This is a genomic window from Roseivirga seohaensis (genome assembly GCF_001592945.1).
Taxonomy (GTDB): Bacteria; Bacteroidota; Bacteroidia; order Cytophagales; family Cyclobacteriaceae; genus Roseivirga; species Roseivirga seohaensis.
Map to the genome: position 1 here is coordinate 363,989 of NZ_LRPB01000048.1, position 20,290 is coordinate 384,278.

Here is a 20,290-nt window from a genome sequence, read left to right on the forward strand (position 1 = left end):
AGTAAAAGATGAAAAAAACACTCATAATCGTTTTTTCCTTAATTGCCATTACTGCGTTACAGGCCCAAAATTACTATGTATATGTTGCGGCCGAATCTGAAGATGAAGTGGCTTTGGTGAAATTCGATGGTAAAAAGGCAGAAACCATAAAGAATATTCCTGTGGGAATATGGCCTGCTGAAAACGAAGGCCCTCACGGAATCACTGTTGGCCCAGAAGGAAAATATTGGTATCTCAGTTTAGCCCATGGTAACCCTTATGGAACACTTTATAAATATGAAACTGGTACAGATAAAGCTGTAGGCTCCGTTACTCTTGGTTTATTTCCAGCCTCAATGCAGGTTTCTGCGGCTACTGGCCTACTCTATTGCGTTAATTTCAACCTACATGGCGATATGGTACCTAGCACGGTTTCGGTAGTGGATGTAGAGAGCATGACCGAATTAACTCAAATCACGACTGGCGCAATGCCTCACGGCTCAAGACTTACTTCTGATGGCTTAAAACAGTATTCTGTTGCCATGATGTCGGGGGAATTATTTGAAATAGACGCCATAAGCTTGAAAATCACTAAAACGCTTGACTTGGATGAAGCTTCTAAAATGGCTCCTGAAGACCACAGCATGATGGACCATTCTAAAATGGACATGGGTAAATCAAAAATGGGTGATGAGAAAAAGTCTATGGCGGGTATGGACCATAGTCAGATGGATCACTCTAAAATGGATATGGGAGGTATGCCAGCCATGAAACACTCTGCTTTCAAGCCTACTTGGGTAAGTACGCACCCTACCAAAAATTTGGTGTATGTAGCTGGAAATGGTGCTGCTGAAGTATTAGAAATCAGTACAGATACATGGAAGACTACACGCAAGTTTAAAACTGATAAAGGGCCTTATAACATAGATATTTCTCCTGACGGGAAACGTATGGTGGTTTCTTATAAAACGGCAGCCAAAACTGGAGTTTGGGATTTAGAATCTGGAAAGGAATTGGCGAGATTAGATAACAGCCAAAAAGTGACTCATGGGGTAGCCATTTCATCAGACAGCAAGTTTGCCTTTGTTTCTGTAGAAGGAATTGGTGATGACCCAGGCATGGTAGATGTAATTGATTTAACAACTAACCGCCTGATAGACACAGCATACCTAGGTAAACAAGCAGGAGGTATTGCTTTCTGGAAAATTGAACGATAAAAAAGACTTAAATTTTTTCATCAATTCGTTTCCGAAATTAAAAGCAAATACTACTTTTGTACTCCGAAATAAAGCTGGTCTATGGTGTAACTGGCAACACGTCTGGTTTTGGTCCAGAAGAGTCTAGGTTCGAGCCCTAGTAGACCAACAAAAAGCTTCACAGAAATGTGGAGCTTTTTTTTTTATGCCCAACCTCAAAGTTATCTTTTAATCATAGGCGCCCATCATCTACTAATAATTTCACTTTTTACAATACAATTCATAAAAGAAGAACTTAACTTTCCATCACTTTTATGAAGCCATTATTTTTTATCACTTTACTTCTTTTCCCGTTTTGCTCAATAGCGCAAAAGGTAGACAGAACTGAATCAGTTTCTCTACTTTTTATAGGTGATATTATGGGGCATTATGCTCAGGTTAATGCGGCACTAGACACCACCACTGGTGAATACAACTTTGATAGGATGTTCCGTAAAGTGAGCCCATTGATTCAAAAGGCAGATTTTGCTATTGCTAATCTTGAAGTTACTTTGGCAGGCGCACCTTATAGTGGCTATCCTCGGTTCTCTTCTCCCGATGAACTTGCTGTAGCGGCTAAAAAAAGCGGAATAGATATTCTTCTTACGGCAAATAATCATGCCAGCGACCACAACCTCAAAGGCATAAAGCGCACCATTAATGTATTAGATTCTATTGATGTTAAACATACAGGCACTTTCTTAGACAAAGCCCACAAAGACAGCTCGAACTTAATTATCCTAGAAAAGGGCTCGATTAAGGTTGGACTATTGAACTATACAGAAAACACCAATGGAAGAAGAGTACCCAAACCAGCATTGGTTAACCTTACGGATACTACAGCCATGAAAAGCGATATAGAAAATGCTTTTGCTAAAAGCATCGACAAGCTTATTGTTTTCTTGCATTGGGGTATTGAGTATGATTCTGCGCCTTCTAAAACACAAAGAGAAACAGCTGAATTCTTATTTGCACAAGGGGTAGATATTATTATTGGCGCACATCCACATGTGATTCAACCTATGGAGTTTACTCAGGGCAAGGGAGGTAATAAAGAACGTTTCATCGCCTACTCATTAGGGAATTTTGTTTCTGACCAACGCACCCGCAAAAGAGATGGCGGTGCTATGGTGGAAATCATTATTTCGAAAGAAAACGGACTGAGTCAAATTACAGATTACGGCTATCACCTTACTTGGGTAAACAAACCTATTATCAAAGGAAGAAGGAGCTATGAAATATTGGTTTGTAAAGAGTATGAAGACAATGATTTTAAAGGACTTACAGAATACTCAAAAAAGAAAATGAAGCTATTCATCAAAGACTCACGCGCCCTTTTAGACTCGCTCAACATTAATGTAAAAGAGAAACAAATGCGTTAGTTATCCTTAAGCAGCATTCAAATAATAGCCACTTATTCATTCCGCTTTTTTGATTAAATTCAGCCTCATAATTATTTAAAACAAAAGAATGAAGCGCGCACTTTTCCTCCTAATTTTCTCACTCATCACTTTTATCAGTTACAGTCAGAAGAAACCCGCCTATGTGATTTATACTGCTACAGGCAAGAAAGTTTCTTACAAGAAAATGTTGAAGACATTAGATAAGAAGGACATTATTCTATTCGGGGAGCTTCATAACAATGCCATAGCCCACTGGATGCAATACGAAGTAACGAACGACTTAAGTGCATCGAACAGCATGATTCTAGGGGCGGAAATGTTTGAAGCTGACAATCAGAAACCACTGAATGACTACTTGGCTGGAAATATTGATGCAAAAGCATTAGACACCTTGGCCAGACTTTGGCCCAATTACAAAACTGATTACGCGCCTCTAGTGGACTTAGCTAAAAAGAAACAACTCCCCTTTATTGCTACGAACATCCCAAGAAGGTATGCAAGTATGGTAAACAAAAGTGGGTTTGATGTATTGAATACACTTTCGGCAGAAGAAAAATCGTGGATGGCTCCCCTACCAATGCCTTTCGATAGTGAGCTACCAACTTACAAAAATATTCTAGCTATGATGGCTGGCCACGGCACACCCCAATTGGTAGAAGCTCAAGCTTCTAAAGATGCTACCATGGCGCATTTCATTTTAAAGAATTACCAGCCAAATCACACCTTTATACATTATAATGGCTCATACCACTCTAATCATTATGAAGGTATTCTTTGGTATTTGAAAAGAGAAAGAAGTGATTTACAATACGCTACAATCGCTACGGTAATGCAAGATGATTTGAACAAGCTATTAGAAGAAAATAAGCTTATGGCCGACTTCATTATTTGTATTGACAGCAACATGACAAACACTTACTAACCTAAACTCGATAATTAAAACAGTGATTTTACAGGTATAACTAAACTTTCTTATTTAAAACCCCTCCAAAAGTTCTTATTCACAGTCCAGATGAACTCATTTACTATCAGTAAATATATAGCACTAACTTTTGGATGGTTCTTGCTTTATTTAAAGAAGAGTTCAGCTTAGAAAGCTAAATAAAGTTAACCTCCGGACAGTTACGCCCTATAATTCAGTGTAAATGCGATTGTTAATACAGATTTTCTTATAAATTATCGTAACTTTGCACGAGCGTAATGATGTAAATACCCTTCAAGTAATTCCCCTATCGTATGATTTTCTGATTTCCATCAGCTTTCTACGAACAAGCCACTTACTAACTGCGTATTTCTTTACCCCCCTTGGTTGTTTGAGTAGAACAATCATTGCATCATTTTTAACAAAAACACTGAATGGCTAAATCACAAGAAACATTTAACAAAAAAGAAAAAGAGAAGAAGCGTTTAAAGAAACGTCAGGATAAGCAGCAAAAGAAAGAAGAGCGTCAACAGAACTCTCAAGGCGGTGGACTGGACAACATGATTGCTTATGTGGATGAAAATGGAAACATCACAGATACTCCTCCAGATCCAACAATCAAAAAGAAGAAGATCGATGCTAAGAGCATTGAAATTGGTGTTCCAAAAAGAGAAGACACTGTTGAAACGGTAAGAACAGGCCGAATCGAATTTTTCAACGATCAGAAAGGTTATGGCTTTATTAAGGAGCTAGAAACACAAGAAAAATTCTTCGTTCATGTAAACGGACTTATTGATGAAGTTCGCGAAGGCGACAAAGTATCGTTTGAGCTTGAGCGTGGGATGAAAGGCATGAATGCCGTTAGCGTTAAGAAAGTGTAATTCCCCATTACACTTAAAAAGTCCATTCTAAAACATACGATTAAATTCCTTTACTCATTTATGAGTGAGGTTTTTAGTCGGTTTTAACTGGCCTTAAAACACCCTAAAACGACACTAGATAAAAGCAAAAATCCCCAATTAGCATTTCTAATTGAGGATTTTCAATATCTACCACATCAAGAGGCATGTGAGCTTATGTTACTTAACTAATCACCGAACCCGGATTTACCTTTTCGTTTGGCTGAATTAGTCTCAAGTTTCCTTCAGCATCTTCTGCCATTAGAATCATTCCTTGCGACACAGTACCCATCATTGGTCGTGGAGCCAAATTGGCAATAATAGTCACTTGTTTCCCAACCATTTCTTCTGGAGAGTAGTGCTTGGCTATTCCACTCAAAATGGTGCGTTTATCAACGCCAGTATCTACTAAAAACTCAAGTAATTTATTCGATTTGGCTACTTTCTTAGCTTCTAGAATCGTCCCAACCCTGAGATCCAACTTCATGAAATCATCGAATACTATGGTCTCTTTTAAAGGTGTCAGTTCAATTTCCTTATTCTCCATTTCGTTTTGTTTCTTGGTGTTTTCTAATTTTTGAATTTGTGCGGCAATGGTTTCGTCTTCGATTTTTTCGAAGAGCAAAGCTCCTTGTGCTAACGATTGGCCTGCACTAAGCAAATCTGGGTTTCCGGCAGCAGCCCAATTGAGTTGTTCCATTCCAAAAATTCCTCTCAATTTTTCCGAAGTAAAAGGAATAAATGGTTCGGCTACAATTGAAATATTAGCCACAATTTGCAAGGCTATATTCAAGATGGTTGCTACCCTAGTTTCGTCTGTCTTAATCAGTTTCCAAGGCTCTGTATCGGCCAAATACTTATTACCTAAGCGAGCAAGTTCCATCATTTCTGATTGCGCTTCGCGAAAGCGATAACGCTCAATAGAAACACCAATCTTGGCCGGCATTTGCCTTAATGCCTCGATGGTCTCTGTATCGATATCAAAGAGCTCTCCTCTTTCAGGTACTTTACCTTCAAAATATTTATGTGTAAGCACAACCGCTCGATTTACAAAATTACCTAAGATGGCAACGAGTTCGCTGTTGTTTCTGGCCTGAAAATCCTTCCAAGTAAAATCATTATCCTTTGATTCGGGGGCATTGGCACACAAGGCATAACGAAGCACATCTTGCTTACCTGGGAATTCCTCTAAATACTCATGCAACCAAACCGCCCAATTTCTTGAAGTTGAAATCTTATTTCCTTCTAAGTTCAGGAATTCATTAGCTGGTACATTATTTGGCAAAATGTAATCACCATGTGCTTTTAGTATGGCTGGGAAAATGATACAGTGGAAAACGATGTTGTCCTTACCAATAAAGTGCACCAAATTAGTATCATCCGATTGCCAGTAAGGTTTCCAGTCTTTCCCCTGAGCTTCTGCCCATTCACGAGTTGCCGAAATGTAACCAATTGGGGCATCGAACCAAACGTAAAGCACTTTACCATCTGCTCCTTCTATAGGCACTTTAATCCCCCAATCTAAATCGCGAGTCATGGCTCGAGCTTGCAAACCACCGTCAATCCATGATTTACATTGCCCCCAAACATTCGACTTCCAATCGTCTTTATGACCTTCAACAATCCATTCTGTCAACCACTTCTCATAATCTTGTAAAGGCAAATACCAATGCTTTGTTTCTTTCATGATTGGCGTATTGCCACTCAAGGTAGATTTCGGATTAATCAGATCGGTTGGATTCAATGTAGCACCACAGTTCTCACACTGATCGCCATAAGCTGAGGGGTGTGAACAACGTGGACAAGTACCAGTAATGTATCTATCAGCCAGAAACTGTTGAGCCTCTTCGTCAAAATATTGCTCGCTTACGCGTTCTTCAAATTTGCCTTCAGTATATAGCGTTTTGAAAAACTCTTGTGCAGTTTCGTGATGTATTTTATTTGAAGTTCTTGAGTAAATATCAAATGAGATTCCAAGCTCACCAAAACTATCTTTGATCATACCGTGGTATTTATCCACGATATCTTGGGGGTTAACACCGTCTTTGCGTGCTCTCATGGTGATGGCCATTCCGTGCTCATCTGAACCACAGATAAAGGCTACATCCTCTCCCTTCGACCTTAAATACCTAGCGTAAATATCGGCAGGCACGTAAACGCCAGCCAAATGCCCAATATGCACAGGTCCGTTGGCATAAGGTAATGCAGCCGTTATAGTATGTCTTTTGAATTCATTCTTACTCATAGGCTGCAAAGATAGTTTTTAGATATTAGAAGGAGGAAATAAGGTAAGAGATTTTGACAAGTTTGGCAGTAGATAATTACCAAAAGCTTGAACACAAAAAAAGCACACCCTTTGCAGAGTGTGCTTTGTATATCTAATAGGTAATTTCGATTAAAGTGAAATCCCCATAAAGCTCATAAATGCAATACCCATTAAACCAGTAATGAACATGGTAATCCCCAATCCTTTCAAAGCATCAGGAACGTTTGAGTATTTCAATTTCTCTCTGATCGCGGCTAAAGCTACAATGGCCAACAAGAAACCAGTTCCTGATCCAAAACCAAATACGGTAGCTTCGCTTAGAGTATAATCTCTTTGTGCCATGAATAACGCACCACCCAAAATCGAGCAGTTTACCGCGATAAGTGGCAAGAAAATACCTAATGAACCGTAAAGAGAAGGTGAGAACTTTTCGATCATCATTTCCACTAACTGCACCATAGCAGCAATAATAGCGATGAACATGATAAATCGTAAGAAAGATAAATCGATTGTAGCAAAGCTATCGCCCAACCAAGTTAATGCACCTTCTTTCAATACGAATTGATCCAATAGCCAGTTCATTGGTACTGTAATACCCAAAACGAATACTACAGCGAGCCCTAAGCCCATGGCTGTAGATACCTTTTTAGAAACGGCCAAGAAAGAACACATGCCCAAGAAATAGGCGAAGATCATGTTCTCTATAAAAATCGACTTTATACCTAAGTTAATTAAATCCATGATTGCTTCAATTAATGTTCTACGTAACCTGTTTTAGTTCTCTGTACCCAAATGATAAAGCCAAGTACCATAAAAGCACCCACTGGACTAACCATCAAACCGTTAGTGGCAAGGTTATCCATTCCAATAGCTTCGAAAACTGGGTAACCAAACACTTTACCCGACCCGAAAAGTTCTCTGAAGAAAGCAACAGTAAGGATAATCCAAGAGTAACCTAAGCCACTCCCAAGTCCATCGAGCATTGAATCGTATGGTTTATTCCCCAAAGCAAAAGCCTCAAGACGTCCCATCACAATACAGTTGGTAATGATTAGACCAATAAATACAGATAGCTCTTTGTACATATCGAATGCATATGCTTTCAAAACCTCGTTTACTAATGTTACCAAGGTAGCTACTACAGCCAGCTGTACAATAATCCTTACCCTTGAAGGAATGATATTTCTCATCAAAGAAATAATCAGGTTAGAAAGGATCAATACCATTGTTACCGAGATGGCCATTACCATTGTCGGTTTCATTTGAGTGGTTACTGCCAAGGCAGAACATATACCCAAAACTTGAATGGTAATTGGGTTGTCATCACTCAACGGATCTATTACGAATTTCTTCCTGCGCTTAGAAAAAATTGCTTCTTTCTTAACGATTGGTTTTTCTAAAGTTTCAGTACTCATATCCTCTTTGTTTACTGATTATTCATTGACATGGCATCCGCATTTGCAGAGTGCTTATTAAAGTATGCCTGATAATACCCTAAGTAATTAAGTAACATTGCGTTTACTCCATTTGCTGTCAAGGTTGCTCCGGCCAAACCGTCTACTTTGGTATCATCTAATTTTGATGGTGGATTTCCTTCTCCCTTAATCATGGTTACAGAAACCAACTCTTGGTTTTCAACAATAGACTTACCTTGGTAACGCTCCTGAACTTCGTCAGTTGTAATTCTGGCTCCTAGTCCTGGAGTTTCTCCTTTGTGTGAGAAAGTCACCCCTTTTATAGTCTCTAAATCTTCGTTCAAGGCCACAAAGCCCCAAATCGCATCCCAAAGACCTGCACCATAAGTAGGTAGAATATAAGCAACTTCACTTCCATTTCTGTATTTGAAAACAGGGTATACTCTTTCTTCTGCTGGTTTTTTGTAATTCTTTTCAATGTTTACATTCTCAGCAACTAAAGGCTCTCCTTTTTCATTGGTAGTTACCAAATTACCTTCATAGTCTGCCACCTCTGAACTGATTACCTCTGCATAACGATCCAAAATTTCTTGTGGCGACATGTCACCTAACTTGGCCTTTTCCGCAGGAATTGCTCCCAGAATCTGTTTCTTAGTATCTAAATCTTGCGCCTTCTTTTGAGTTGGCCCTAAAACTTGAGAAACCCCAGACAATAACCCTCCTAATACTGCTGTGAGTATTAAAGAGAATACTATAATATATGTATTAGACTGTCGCACGTGCTAACCTCCTTTTCTTGTTTGCTTGAATTACATAGAAATCAATTAGCGGGGCAAAAACGTTCATTAATAACACCGCCAACATAATACCTTCTGGGTAAGCTGGGTTTACTACCCTAATCAATACACTGAGCATACCAATCAAAATACCGTAAATCCATTTCCCTGTTTCAGTATGGGCTGCCGACACAGGGTCAGTTGCCATAAACACAGCACCGAATGCCAAACCACCCATTACCAAATGGTAATGTGCTGGCATATCCATAAAAGGATTGATTCCTGCTGCATTGAATATTGCCCCCATAATAAAGGCTCCACCGAATACACTTACAATAATTTTCCAACTTCCTACACCTGTAGCGATCAGAATTAGTGCTCCTACTAACACCCATAAGGTGGAAGTTTCACCGATTGAACCTGGAACTAAGCCCATAAACAGGTTATTAAAACTGAAGGTGTCTCCCAATGCAGAAACTACATTTCCTCCTGCTGTTGAGGTATCATAAGCTACGGCTAAAGCTGTTGCTCCTGTAAATCCATCTACTGGTGTTTTATCTGCCAGCTGCGTCCAAACCGCACCAGAAATTTGTGATGGGTAAGCAAAATATAAGAATGCTCTAGAGGTCATGGCAACGTTCAGAATATTCATTCCTGTTCCTCCAAAGATTTCCTTTCCAACTAAAACACCAAAAACTGTAGCCAATGCTACTTGCCATAATGGAATGGTAGCCGGTACAATTAATGGAATTAGCATTCCTGTTACCAAGAAGCCTTCGTTGATAGGGTGTTTTCTAACTACCGCGAAAATAGCCTCGATAATACCTCCTGCGGCATATGACACCAAAACGATTGGTAATACCCAACGAGCACCAAAAAGGAAGTTTTCTAATGAAAGGAAAGTAGTTGCCTCTCCAATCGCAACGTGGTGTTGATACCCCGTGTTAAATATTCCAAAGATCAGACAAGGGATCATGGCAATTACCACGGTCATCATCATTCTCTTCAAATCAATTGCATCCCTCACTTGCACTCCTTTGTTTTTGGCAGTGCTAGGCGGTGAAAACATAAACGTTTCTCCAGCTTCAAACAGGTAGTAGAACTTTTCAAGTTTACCTCCCTTTTCGAACATCGGTTTTTGTTTTTCTAATAGGTTGTGTAAAAACTTCATCCTTATCCGTTTTGTATCAATTCTATACCCTCTCTTACCATATGTTGAACGTCATGCTTAGAAACATCAACGAATTCACATAAAGCAAGATCTTCCTCAATTACCTCATAAATACCTAAGGCTTCCATGTTGTCAAAATCTTCAGACAAAATGGCCTTCAGTAAAAATGTAGGGTAAATATCCATTGGAGTTACTTTCTCAAAAGTACCTGTTTGAACAAAGGCTCTGTCTTCACCATTGGTGTTAGAATCGAGTACGTATTCTTTGTCCTTACCATTCAAGAAAGAGAATAAGCCCCATGCTCTGTGGAAGCTCAGCACATCTTTCTTAGGCATAATCCAGCCCATGAATTCAGAATGATCTCCCTCAGGAATAACAGTAATGCTATTTGCATAGAAGCTCAAGTAACCGTCTTTCTCTATTTTTTCACCTGTCAAAACGTTGCCAGAAATATATCTCACATGGTCTTGTTTGACATTTCCTTCAACAAGTTTATTGATGGCTCCTCCGCTGTAGGTTTTATAGTACTGAGGTGTTTTAACCTCTGAACCACAAACCGCTACTAATCTAGAAGCATCGTATTTTCCTTGGCTAAAAAGCTTTCCGATTTGAGCAACACCATAAGGTGTCACAGTCCACGCAATATCACCTTTATTAATAGGATCTAAGTGGTGGATTTGAACTCCCACGTTTCCTGCTGGATGTGGTCCTGAAAACTTATTATGCTCAATACCTTCTACATTGGCAAATACTTTAGATACTTCTGCATTCAGGTTGTGATTCAAATGAATTTTACCCTCAGTAAATTTCTTAAGAATATTGATTCCTGTTTTAAAAGCATCCTCTTCACCTTGCAAGGTAAAAGCTATATCAGCAGCCAATGGATGGGTATCGAAAGCCGAAATATGAATCGCCTTAGGGCTATCATTTTCATTGGCCACAACACCGAAGGGGCGTTGGATAATGTTTGGCCATACACCAGATTTCATCATCTGAGCTTGAGCTTCTTCTCTGCTCAATCCAGTAATGTCTGATGGGCTGTAGGACTGAAACGATTCGTATTCGATCGTTTTATCGGCTAGGATTTTGACTTCGAGGATTTTCCTTTTGGCACCTCTTTTCACTTCGACAATTTCACCACTCACCGGTGAGCAATACATCACGTTCTCCTGCATCTTGTCGAACAAGATCGGAGTTCCGGCTTTAACGTTGTCGCCCTCGTTAACGAGTAACTTCGGACGCTTCATTCCAACAAAGTCGGTGGGTTTAATTGCAAACGTTTCTGGATGAACGGAATCAGCAATTTTATGTGCTGCTTTTCCTGCCAGATTGATGTCAAAGCCCTTTTTAAGCTTTATAATTTTGGACATACTCTTTTAATTGCGAATCAATAGTTTGATCAAATGTTGGGGCAAAAGTAAAATATTTACCGTCAACAAAAAGCCTTTATCTAGCTTTTCGAGGCGCAATTTAGTCCAAAAAAAATGGTATGAAAAGTATTAGTATAGAATTATGCGACTGGTAGTTTCTTAAATGATTTTTCAATAAAGCTACTCACCTGTTCCATAAGCCACATTGGAGTAGATGTAGCACCGCAAATCCCAACCCTATCTTCTTCTTTGAACCATGAAAGATCTATTTCTTCCTCAGACTCAACAAAATAGCTTCGCTCATTTTCCTGCAAACAAACACTGTAAAGCGCTCGCCCGTTCGAGCTTTTCTTTCCGCTAACAAAAATTATTACATCTTGGTCTTTTGAGAAATTTTGGAGTTGCGGTTCTCTATTTGATACTTGACGGCAAATACTATCGTTCGCGCTAAAGTCTATCTCTTTAAAATCACCCTTTGCTTCTTTGATTCTATCTTCAATCATCTGACGGATTCTATAGAAGCCTTTAGTACTTTTTGTGGTTTGGCTATATAAGGTTACCGGACGGTTGAAATCAATTTTATCGAGGTCTTTATCTTCCATAATAATTATAGCCTCATTGTTGGTCTGGCCTGTAAGGCCAATCACCTCGGCATGACCTGTTTTTCCATAAATCACAATTTGCCCGTTCACATCTTGCATACGGTCATAAGCCATTTTTACGCGGTTCTGAAGTTTGAGCACAACCGGACATGAAGCATCCACCAATTCGATATTATTATCCATGGCTAATTGATAAGTTTCTGGTGGCTCACCATGGGCCCTGATCAATACTTTGGCGTTTTTAATGCTTTTTAATTCTTCCCTATCAATAATTTTCAGGCCTTTGGCATTTAGGCGATCTACCTCCATACCGTTATGAACTATATCGCCAAGGCAATATAATTCACTCTCTTTCATTTCATCTTCCGCCATCTGGATAGCAAATTCTACCCCAAAACAATAGCCTGAATTTTTATCGATTGTGACTTCCATACTAATTGATATCTAGCCTTCTATCTGTTCGTTCGCCAAAGTTAACACCTTATTCACTTGATCTTCAAATTCCAAATGCGAAGTATCAATTACAATAGCTTCTGGTACTTGAATCAAAGGACTTTCTTTTCTGTTGGAGTCCTGCAAATCTCGTTCCCTAAAATTCTTCACAATCTCTTCAAGCGATGCTTCCTCTCCTTTTTCTTCTAATTCAGCTTGCCTTCTTTTGGCCCTCGCCTCATCACTTGCTTTCATGAAGATTTTGAGTTCTGCATCTGGAAAAACCACCGAAGCGATATCTCTACCATCCATTACTACACCTCTGTATTTGCCCATTTCTTGTTGTTGGGCTACCATGGCTACTCTTACCGCTTTAATGGCAGCTACAGGGCTCACAAATTCTGAAACATACATTTTGCGAATCTCTTCTTCAACATAGGCTCCATTCAAAAAAGTTTCGCTTTTACCTGTTTGTGGGTTATGTCTGAAATCAATACTTATCGCTTCAAGAGCGCTCATAACTTGAGCCTCATCCTTAATATCTACTTTATTCTGAAGCATATATAAGGTTACCGCCCTGTACATCGCTCCGCTATCTATAAATTTATAGGCCAAACGTTTGGCTACTTCCTTCGCAGTACTACTTTTTCCGCAACCTGAGAAACCATCAATGGCAATATTGATCTTCTTCATTCAAAATAAATTTCGGCAAAGGTAAGAAGTTTGATGAAGGGGTATAAAGAATCAAAACAAGGATTTAAGTTAAATAGAAATAAAACAATTGAAACCTCACCCAAACTCTGCCGAATCTGGTAGCCCTTGGACTGTTAAGGAAAAAACATCGTTCCGGGCATAATGTCCAATTGGGTCGAAATCGAGCTTACTCTTTATTACTTCATCAATGCTGATTTCAGCGGTAAGTATTCCTTCTTCATCCCACAATGGCCCTGCTAAAACCTCACCTGTTGGCGACACAATAACAGAACCTCCACGGCTCATCACTTCTGGCTGGTGATCTAAATCAGCAATTCCAGGCAAATCATTAGGATGCATTGACTTGGTCACAAACTGATTGCAGCCCATTACAAAACACCTGCCCTCCAAAGCAATATGCCTTAAGGTATGCTGCCAACTTTCACGGCTATCGGCTGTGGGTGCCAAATAGAGTTGTACGCCTTTTTGGTACATGGCCGTTCGCGCCAGCGGCATATAATTTTCCCAGCAAATCAACCCTCCCATTTTGCCCAAAGATGTATTAAAGGTTGAAAGGGTTGAACCATCTCCTTCTCCCCAAACAATACGTTCAGCAGCGGTAGGTTTAAGTTTTCGATGCTTGCCCATGAGTTCACCCTTTGGGTTAAAATAAAGCATGGTGCAGTACATGGTTCCTGAAACCGTGTCCTTTTCATTCACGCCTATTACCAAAAATAAATTGGCATTTCTGGCCATTTCACCCAATTGATTAGTTGCTTTACTCGGTACCTCAATGGAGGAGTTCCAGTAACGCAACCAAGTTTCGCGTCCTTCGGTGCTTCTGCTACCCACCACAGTGCCGAAGCTCAAACCTCGAGGGTAGGCAGAAATAAAAGCTTCTGGAAACAGGGCTAGTTGAGCTCCTTTACTAGCAGACTCGGTAACCAAATGAGCCACTTTTGCCAAAGTTTTCTCTAAATCGAAAAGCACGGGTGAGGCTTGAACCACCGCAGCAATGAATTTTGTAGACATGGCTGAAAGTTATAAAATTTGAGAATGAAATTACGATTTAAGATATTGGAGGAGTTCACTACCCCACCCTCGTTCTTCTTCTCAACTTCGAAATACGGTCTTTGTAATAAAGTTTAAGCTCGTCCAGAAATTTCATTGGTTCTGGGTATTCCGTTAGCACCTTGTAGGTGTATTTTCCTTTCACTTCATCAATAATTTTCTCAAGCCTCTCTTTCTCCTTTTTTAGAAACTCGCCTTTAGACCGTTGATCAACTTTAACTCCGCTGTGTTCTGCAATATTCACCAATGTATTCCCACTAAATATATGAGCATGGTAATCCTTCAACGCGATTAAATCTCCAGTTTGATAAATATGAATGAGCTTTGTAGTTACCTCCGTTGCTAAATCCGCTTGCCCTTCATTCATATTGAATTTATCGGGATGCACATAAAGCATGGCTTCTCTATATAGTCGTTTTCTTTCCTTTTCATCCACTTCTGAAACATGAACTTTAGTGGCTTTGGGCAAGGGCTTTAATGAGGTTGGTGGCGTGTAATTCTTCCCTCTTTGCTTTTGTGCAATTCGCTTTTCCTTCTTCGCTAATTTCTGCTTTTTATAAAGCACGGTTAGTTCTTGAACCTCCACCAATTCATTGGACAATTCAGACCTAAGAATAGATTCAAAGGCAAACACTTTTTGTTCTAATACATCTAGCTGTTTTTTCAAAGCATCAACCTCAGCCTGCAATAGCAGTTCATTTTGGCTATAAGTATTGATTGGGTGATTTTGCTCTGACATTAGATGTTTTCAAAAACCAAAGTTGAGAAAGTATCTACAAATAGCCCAATTCATTTATCTCAACTTATTCGTTCGGACTTTCAATAAAGAAAATAATAATTACATTAAATCATTATATTAGCGAATCAACTTTATGTATCACCATTAAAAATTAAATCATGCTCTTATTAGGTATGCCTGGAGGGATGGAAATGTTTTTCCTTTTATTCGTTTTAATACCCGTAGTTTTATGGATAACAGCCTTAGTCGACTGCCTCAAAAGCAACTTTTCAGGAGACAGTAAAATCATTTGGGTTTTGGTCATTATATTCCTACCTGTTTTAGGTTCGATCTTATACTTCCTCGTTGGACGAAATCAAAAAATAACTTAGCCCCAAACGAATTCAATGCTTCATCTTAGAACAATGTCTGAAAACGATTGGCCCATGGTTGCGAAAATCTATGGACAAGGTATTGCAACTGGTCAAGCTACATTTGAAACGGAAATTCCAAGTTGGGAAAAATGGGATAGTTCACATTTAAAAGCTTGTCGTTTTGTGGCAGAAAAAGAAGGTGAAGTTGTAGGTTGGGCAGCCTTAAGTCCCGTTTCTAGTCGCTGTGTTTACGGAGGCGTTGCTGAAGTAAGCGTTTATGTTTCAACAGCACATTTAGGGCAAAAAATTGGAAGTCAGCTTTTAAAACAACTGATATTAACCAGTGAATCCGAAGGGTTTTGGACGCTTCAGGCTGGTATTTTTAGAGAGAACAAAGCCAGTATTAAACTTCATACTGCTTTAGGCTTTAGAGAAATTGGTTATCGCGAAAAAGTAGGGCAAATGAATGGGGTTTGGAGAGACACCATTTTACTTGAGCGTAGAAGTAAACTTTTTCAGCATTAGATTCAGAAAGTCACAACATCATCCACATTTTTTAACACTCTAATTCATACGAATTCTTACCCTTCACATCATTCGGATTGGCGACAAAACTAAAACGCCCTATTTTGTCAACACTAACAACCACATCAATTTGAATTTTATGAAATACATTTCGAGAAGCCTAGCGTTGGTGGTAATTCTGCTTACCTCCATTGCATTTACAGGTTTTGCACAAACCGATCCCGCAAAATCGGACACCAGCAAAACAAACAAGAAAAAGAAAAAAGATTTACCTCTTGAGCCTGGGAGAACTTTTGATTTCGACCTCACAGAAGGCTCGTGGATTTCTTTGGATGTAAGTCCAGACGGAAAAACCATAGTGTTTGATTTTTTGGGTGACCTATATACTATACCTATTTCTGGCGGAAATGCTACTCAAATCACTAAAGGTATGCAGTTCGACAGCCAACCAAGGTTCAGCCCAGATGGTAAAAAGGTAATCTTTATATCTGACGAATCTGGCGGGGAAAACGTATGGACTTACGACTTTGCTACCGACAAGAAAAACCAAGTCACGAAAGGCAATTCCAATGCTTATCAGTCTCCGGAGTGGACACCTGACGGAAAATATATGATCGCCTCAAAAGGAGGCGGGTCACATAAGCTTTGGTTATATCATGTAGAAGGTGGTTCTGGAACAGCTTTAGTGAGCGAACCTAGTAATATGAGAATGGTAGAAGGCGCATTCGGAAAAGACGACCGTTACATTTGGTTCTCTAGAAGAACAGGTTCTTCACAATACAACGCAAGTATGCCGCAATACCAAATGGCAACTTACGACCGCGAAACGGGAGAAATCACTGCACAGTCTTCTCGATACGGATCGTCCTTCCGACCTACCCCTTCTACTGATGGAAAATGGTTAGTATACGCAACCCGCCACGATGCAGAAACTGGCCTAATTTTGAGAGATTTAGCCACAGGAGACGAAAGTTGGTTAGCCTACCCTATTCAGCATGACGATCAAGAATCACGTGCATCAAGAGACGTTTTGCCAGGTTTTTCATGGACACCAGACAATAAAAGCATTGTAATTTCTTATGGTGGAAAAATATGGAAGATCAATGTAGCAACGAAAAAAGCTCAGGAGATTCCTTTTAGAGTAAAATCAAGCATAGAGTTAGGCCCTGAATTGGATTTTGATTACCCAATTTCAGATTCAGAAGAATTTGTGGTTACTCAAATTAGAGACGTTGCCCCTTCGCCAAATGGAAAGCAAATGGCCTTTACCGCCTTAGACGAGCTTTATATTATGGACTTACCCAATGGAACTCCTCGAAAATTAGTGAACATTGGTGAATCTCAAGCTCAGCCAGCATGGTCGCCAAATGGCGAATGGATTGCCTTTGTGAGTTGGAAGGCCGAGGGCGGAAAATTATACAAGGTTCGCCCGAATGGTCAAAACCTTACGCAATTGAACAAAGATAATTCTGTTTACCAAAGTCCCGTTTGGTCAAATGACGGAAATAAAATCGTTGTTATTAAAGGTTTAACACAAGACTTTAAGGAAGCACTTCAGCGCACAGCTTTTAGAGGTACGAGCGACTTGGTTTGGATTTCGGCCGATGGATCGAAAGATAACTTCATTACATATACAAACGGAAGAGCTAACCCACATTTCGTTAAGTATTCGGATAGAATCTATTTATCAAGTGGCAGAGGTTTATCTTCAATTCGTTGGGATGGAACAGATGAAAAATTTCATGTTCGAGTTAGAGGAAAAGCAGCCGCAGGATCGAGCAATGCTCCAAATGCCTCATGGATTCGTATGGCACCAGAAGGCGACCAAGCCTTGGCCGAAGTTGTGAATGATTTATTCGTAGTAACTGTACCACAAGTAAGTGATGAAGCGCCAACGATTTCGGTTTCAAACCCAGCGAATGCCGCTTTCCCCGCGCGTCAGCTCACAGATATTGGAGGGCAATTCCCGGCTTGGAATGCAGACGGAACTAAAGTACACTGGGCCGTAGGAAATGCACATGTGGTATATGATTTAGCCGCAGCTAAAGCTCTTGAGGAAGACAATAAAACCGAAGAGGACAAGGAGAAGAAAAAAGAATACGAACCAGTAGAAAATCGAATAAGTGTAAAGGTTAAAAGAGATACTCCTCAAGGTTCTATTCTATTAAAGAACGCTCGAATCATTACCATGAAAGGTGATGAAGTGATTGAAAAAGGAGATATTTTAATTGAAAACAACCGCATTAAGCAAGTAGGCATTAACCTTACGGCTGACAGGAAAACCACCGTAATGGACATGGCGGGAAAGACGATTGTTCCAGGTTTTGTAGACACTCATTCTCATTTCCGCCACCCAGTGAATCTTCATAGAGGAGAGTTTTGGCCATATCTTACCAATTTAGCCTTTGGGGTGATCACTACACGCGACCCCCAAACTGCCACCACAGATGTACTCACTTATGGAGACTTAGTGGATGCGGGTAAGTTAATTGGCCCAAGAATTTATTCTACCGGCCCTGGTATTTTCGGTAGCGAAAACATTAGTAGCCTAGAGCATGCTCAAAAAGTAATGAAACGCTACAGCGAATATTATAATACCAAAACGATTAAAATGTATGGTGCTGGAAATCGTCAGCAAAAGCAATGGATCATTCAGGCTGCTAAGGAGCAAAACATTATGCCTACTACCGAAGGTGGATTGGATTTTAAAGCTAACCTTACCCAAGTTATAGATGGCTACCCAGGGCATGAACACACCTTCCCTATCTTTCCATTGTATAAAGATGTGATTGATTTAGTTTCATTTTCACGAACAGTTTATACCCCAACATTGCTAGTAGCTTACGGTGGCCCTTGGGCAGAAAACTACTACTATGCTACTGAAAATCCACATGCTGATCCAAAACTAAATCGCTTTATGCCGCATGAAAATCTTGACTCTAGAACTAGAAGAAGAAATGACGGCTGGTTTATGGAAGAAGAACATGTTTTTGAAGACCATGCGTATTTTGTTAAAGATTTAGTAGAAGCTGGCGGCAGAGCTGGTGTAGGTAGCCACGGCCAATTACAAGGTTTGGGTTATCATTGGGAACTTTGGGCGATGCAGTCTGGGGGGTTGAGTGAACTGAACACACTTAAAGTGGCCACTATTTTAGGAGCAGAAGCCATTGGTTTAGACACTGACCTAGGCTCTATTGAATCGGGAAAATTAGCTGATTTGGTTATTTTGAATAGTAACCCTCTAGATAACATCAAGAACTCTAAAGACATCAGTCATGTAATGAAAAATGGCCGACTGTATGATGGAAATACGCTTGACGAACTTCACCCAACTAAAAAGCCACTTCCTAAAATGTGGTGGATGGATGTAACTCCAAAAAATTTACCAGGAGTGAAAAAATAGCCCCATAACTTAAAGCGAATTGAAAAATGGCCACAGCAGACAATTGTTGTGGCTATTTTTTTTGAATAAATGAAACTAACTCTGGTGAAAAAGTGTATATTTACATGAATATTAAAGTAATTTTACACCAAACAAATGAAAGAACAAACGCAAAATTCGTCCAACGTTCTCAATGAACCCGCAGTAATGTATGGGCATACAAATTACTATTCTTTGGCCGACCATGATATTTCAAAAAATTACATCAAAGCAATTCTAGACATCTCAAAACTTACTCTAAATGAGCTGATGGCTATTATTCCTATCTCCATAGATACCTACAAGCGTAAAACAGAGTTTAACCCGGCAGTTACTGAAAAAGTACTCGAGATAGAAGAAGTTTACCGAACAGGGCTCAGCGCCTTTGGCGAGGGATTTCACACTTGGATGTCTACCGAAAACGTGGCCTTAGGGGGAGTTATTCCTAAAAAACTGCTCTCCAATAGTTTCGGAGTACGCAAACTTCTCGATGAAATTGGCCGCATGGAACACGGAGTACTTGCCTAATGCTTGTTTACAGAATTAGTAAACAAATCTATGCAAACGACCTAAGTGGAACGGGTGCTGGATTATATGGTGGTAGGTGGAATCCAAAGGGTGTCAGCCTTGTCTACACGGCAGGAAGTACTTCTCTGGCATGTTTAGAATATTTAGTACATAATTTCCATGTTATGGAAAAACAAGAAATATGTTTATCGGAAATATTCGTTGCAGACGATTCTTCAATCGAGGAAGTTTCGCTTAATGACCTTCCTGCCGACTGGCAGACGAAAAAATATACTCCTCTTTCTACACAGAAAATAGGTTTCAACTTCTTTCATAGAGCAGAAGCCTACTTACTCAAAGTACCTTCGGCAATTGTTCCCAACGAATTCAACCTCTTGCTTAATCCTTCCCACAAATTCCACCGAGAAACATATATATTTAATCAAATCACCCCTTTCAGTTTTGACGAGCGACTGTTTAGTAAAAGATAAGCAAGGTTGTTCTTCCTCCG

19 protein-coding genes and 1 tRNA gene are annotated in these 20,290 nt (G+C 39.8%); 10 read left to right on the plus strand and 10 right to left on the minus strand.

The genetic code is table 11. From position 1 onward, the window contains the following. The first annotated feature begins 8 nt into the window (after positions 1-8). From AWW67_RS16160 to AWW67_RS16180, 5 genes are all read left to right on the plus strand, one after another. Positions 9-1,196 (plus strand): YncE family protein, encoded by a 1,188-nt coding sequence (locus AWW67_RS16160; protein WP_062302990.1) that lies wholly within the window; start codon positions 9-11, stop codon positions 1,194-1,196. A gap of 75 nt (positions 1,197-1,271) precedes the next feature. Beyond that, positions 1,272-1,344 (plus strand) — tRNA-Gln (locus AWW67_RS16165). A gap of 145 nt (positions 1,345-1,489) precedes the next feature. Continuing rightward, a complete protein-coding gene (locus AWW67_RS16170) occupies positions 1,490-2,596 on the plus strand; it encodes a CapA family protein (RefSeq protein ID WP_062302992.1) in 1,107 nt (368 codons plus the stop codon). An 88-nt stretch (positions 2,597-2,684) separates the two neighbouring features. Further along, the gene (locus AWW67_RS16175) at positions 2,685-3,539 is read left to right on the plus strand and encodes a ChaN family lipoprotein (protein WP_062302993.1); all 855 of its coding nucleotides are present in this window, start codon (positions 2,685-2,687) and stop codon (positions 3,537-3,539) included. A 434-nt stretch (positions 3,540-3,973) separates the two neighbouring features. Next, entirely contained in the window at positions 3,974-4,420 is a 447-nt protein-coding gene (locus tag AWW67_RS16180; RefSeq protein ID WP_053223145.1) for a cold-shock protein, read from the plus strand. A gap of 202 nt (positions 4,421-4,622) precedes the next feature. On the opposite strand, the gene metG is transcribed toward AWW67_RS16180, so the two are convergent. The 10 genes from metG to AWW67_RS16230 form a co-directional block, all read right to left on the minus strand. Then, complete coding sequence (gene metG, locus AWW67_RS16185; protein ID WP_062302994.1) at positions 4,623-6,683, minus strand: methionine--tRNA ligase; 2,061 nt, start codon at positions 6,681-6,683, stop codon at positions 4,623-4,625. Between the two features lie 150 nt (positions 6,684-6,833). Next, a complete protein-coding gene (nqrE, locus tag AWW67_RS16190; protein ID WP_053223143.1) occupies positions 6,834-7,445 on the minus strand; it encodes an NADH:ubiquinone reductase (Na(+)-transporting) subunit E in 612 nt (203 codons plus the stop codon). Between the two features lie 11 nt (positions 7,446-7,456). Next, a complete protein-coding gene (locus AWW67_RS16195) occupies positions 7,457-8,119 on the minus strand; it encodes an NADH:ubiquinone reductase (Na(+)-transporting) subunit D (protein WP_053223142.1) in 663 nt (220 codons plus the stop codon). Positions 8,120-8,130: 11 nt separating this feature from the next. Continuing rightward, positions 8,131-8,898, minus strand: a complete 768-nt coding sequence (nqrC, locus tag AWW67_RS16200; protein WP_062302996.1) for an NADH:ubiquinone reductase (Na(+)-transporting) subunit C — start codon at positions 8,896-8,898, stop codon at positions 8,131-8,133. After that, complete coding sequence (locus tag AWW67_RS16205; protein ID WP_053223140.1) at positions 8,885-10,066, minus strand: NADH:ubiquinone reductase (Na(+)-transporting) subunit B; 1,182 nt, start codon at positions 10,064-10,066, stop codon at positions 8,885-8,887. The genes nqrC and AWW67_RS16205 overlap by 14 nt, the downstream gene beginning before the upstream one ends. A 2-nt stretch (positions 10,067-10,068) precedes the next feature. Then, positions 10,069-11,436 (minus strand): Na(+)-translocating NADH-quinone reductase subunit A, encoded by a 1,368-nt coding sequence (locus tag AWW67_RS16210; protein WP_062302997.1) that lies wholly within the window; start codon positions 11,434-11,436, stop codon positions 10,069-10,071. Positions 11,437-11,576: 140 nt separating this feature from the next. Further along, positions 11,577-12,470, minus strand: a complete 894-nt coding sequence (locus tag AWW67_RS16215; protein WP_062302998.1) for a 4-hydroxy-3-methylbut-2-enyl diphosphate reductase — start codon at positions 12,468-12,470, stop codon at positions 11,577-11,579. Positions 12,471-12,482: 12 nt separating this feature from the next. Further along, on the minus strand, positions 12,483-13,163 hold the full coding sequence (gene cmk / locus AWW67_RS16220) for a (d)CMP kinase (protein WP_062303000.1): 681 nt from the start codon (positions 13,161-13,163) through the stop codon (positions 12,483-12,485). A 96-nt stretch (positions 13,164-13,259) separates the two neighbouring features. Beyond that, the gene (locus AWW67_RS16225) at positions 13,260-14,195 is read right to left on the minus strand and encodes a carbon-nitrogen hydrolase family protein (RefSeq protein WP_062303001.1); all 936 of its coding nucleotides are present in this window, start codon (positions 14,193-14,195) and stop codon (positions 13,260-13,262) included. 58 nt (positions 14,196-14,253) lie between these two features. Then, a complete protein-coding gene (locus tag AWW67_RS16230) occupies positions 14,254-14,973 on the minus strand; it encodes a hypothetical protein (protein WP_062303002.1) in 720 nt (239 codons plus the stop codon). A 191-nt stretch (positions 14,974-15,164) separates the two neighbouring features. On the opposite strand from AWW67_RS16230, the gene AWW67_RS19285 reads away from it, so the two are divergent. The 5 genes from AWW67_RS19285 (at position 15,165) to AWW67_RS16255 (ending at position 20,270) form a co-directional block, all read left to right on the plus strand. Then, entirely contained in the window at positions 15,165-15,344 is a 180-nt protein-coding gene (locus AWW67_RS19285) for a PLDc N-terminal domain-containing protein (RefSeq protein ID WP_375596906.1), read from the plus strand. A gap of 15 nt (positions 15,345-15,359) precedes the next feature. Then, entirely contained in the window at positions 15,360-15,851 is a 492-nt protein-coding gene (locus tag AWW67_RS16240; protein ID WP_062303005.1) for a GNAT family N-acetyltransferase, read from the plus strand. A 139-nt stretch (positions 15,852-15,990) separates the two neighbouring features. Further along, positions 15,991-19,254, plus strand: a complete 3,264-nt coding sequence (locus AWW67_RS16245; protein WP_062303006.1) for an amidohydrolase family protein — start codon at positions 15,991-15,993, stop codon at positions 19,252-19,254. A 135-nt stretch (positions 19,255-19,389) separates the two neighbouring features. Continuing rightward, positions 19,390-19,800, plus strand: a complete 411-nt coding sequence (locus AWW67_RS16250) for an Xre family toxin-antitoxin system antitoxin (RefSeq protein WP_053223132.1) — start codon at positions 19,390-19,392, stop codon at positions 19,798-19,800. Then, positions 19,800-20,270 (plus strand): RES family NAD+ phosphorylase, encoded by a 471-nt coding sequence (locus AWW67_RS16255; protein ID WP_053223131.1) that lies wholly within the window; start codon positions 19,800-19,802, stop codon positions 20,268-20,270. Before AWW67_RS16250 ends, AWW67_RS16255 begins: the two co-directional genes overlap by 1 nt. Positions 20,271-20,290: the final 20 nt, after the last annotated feature.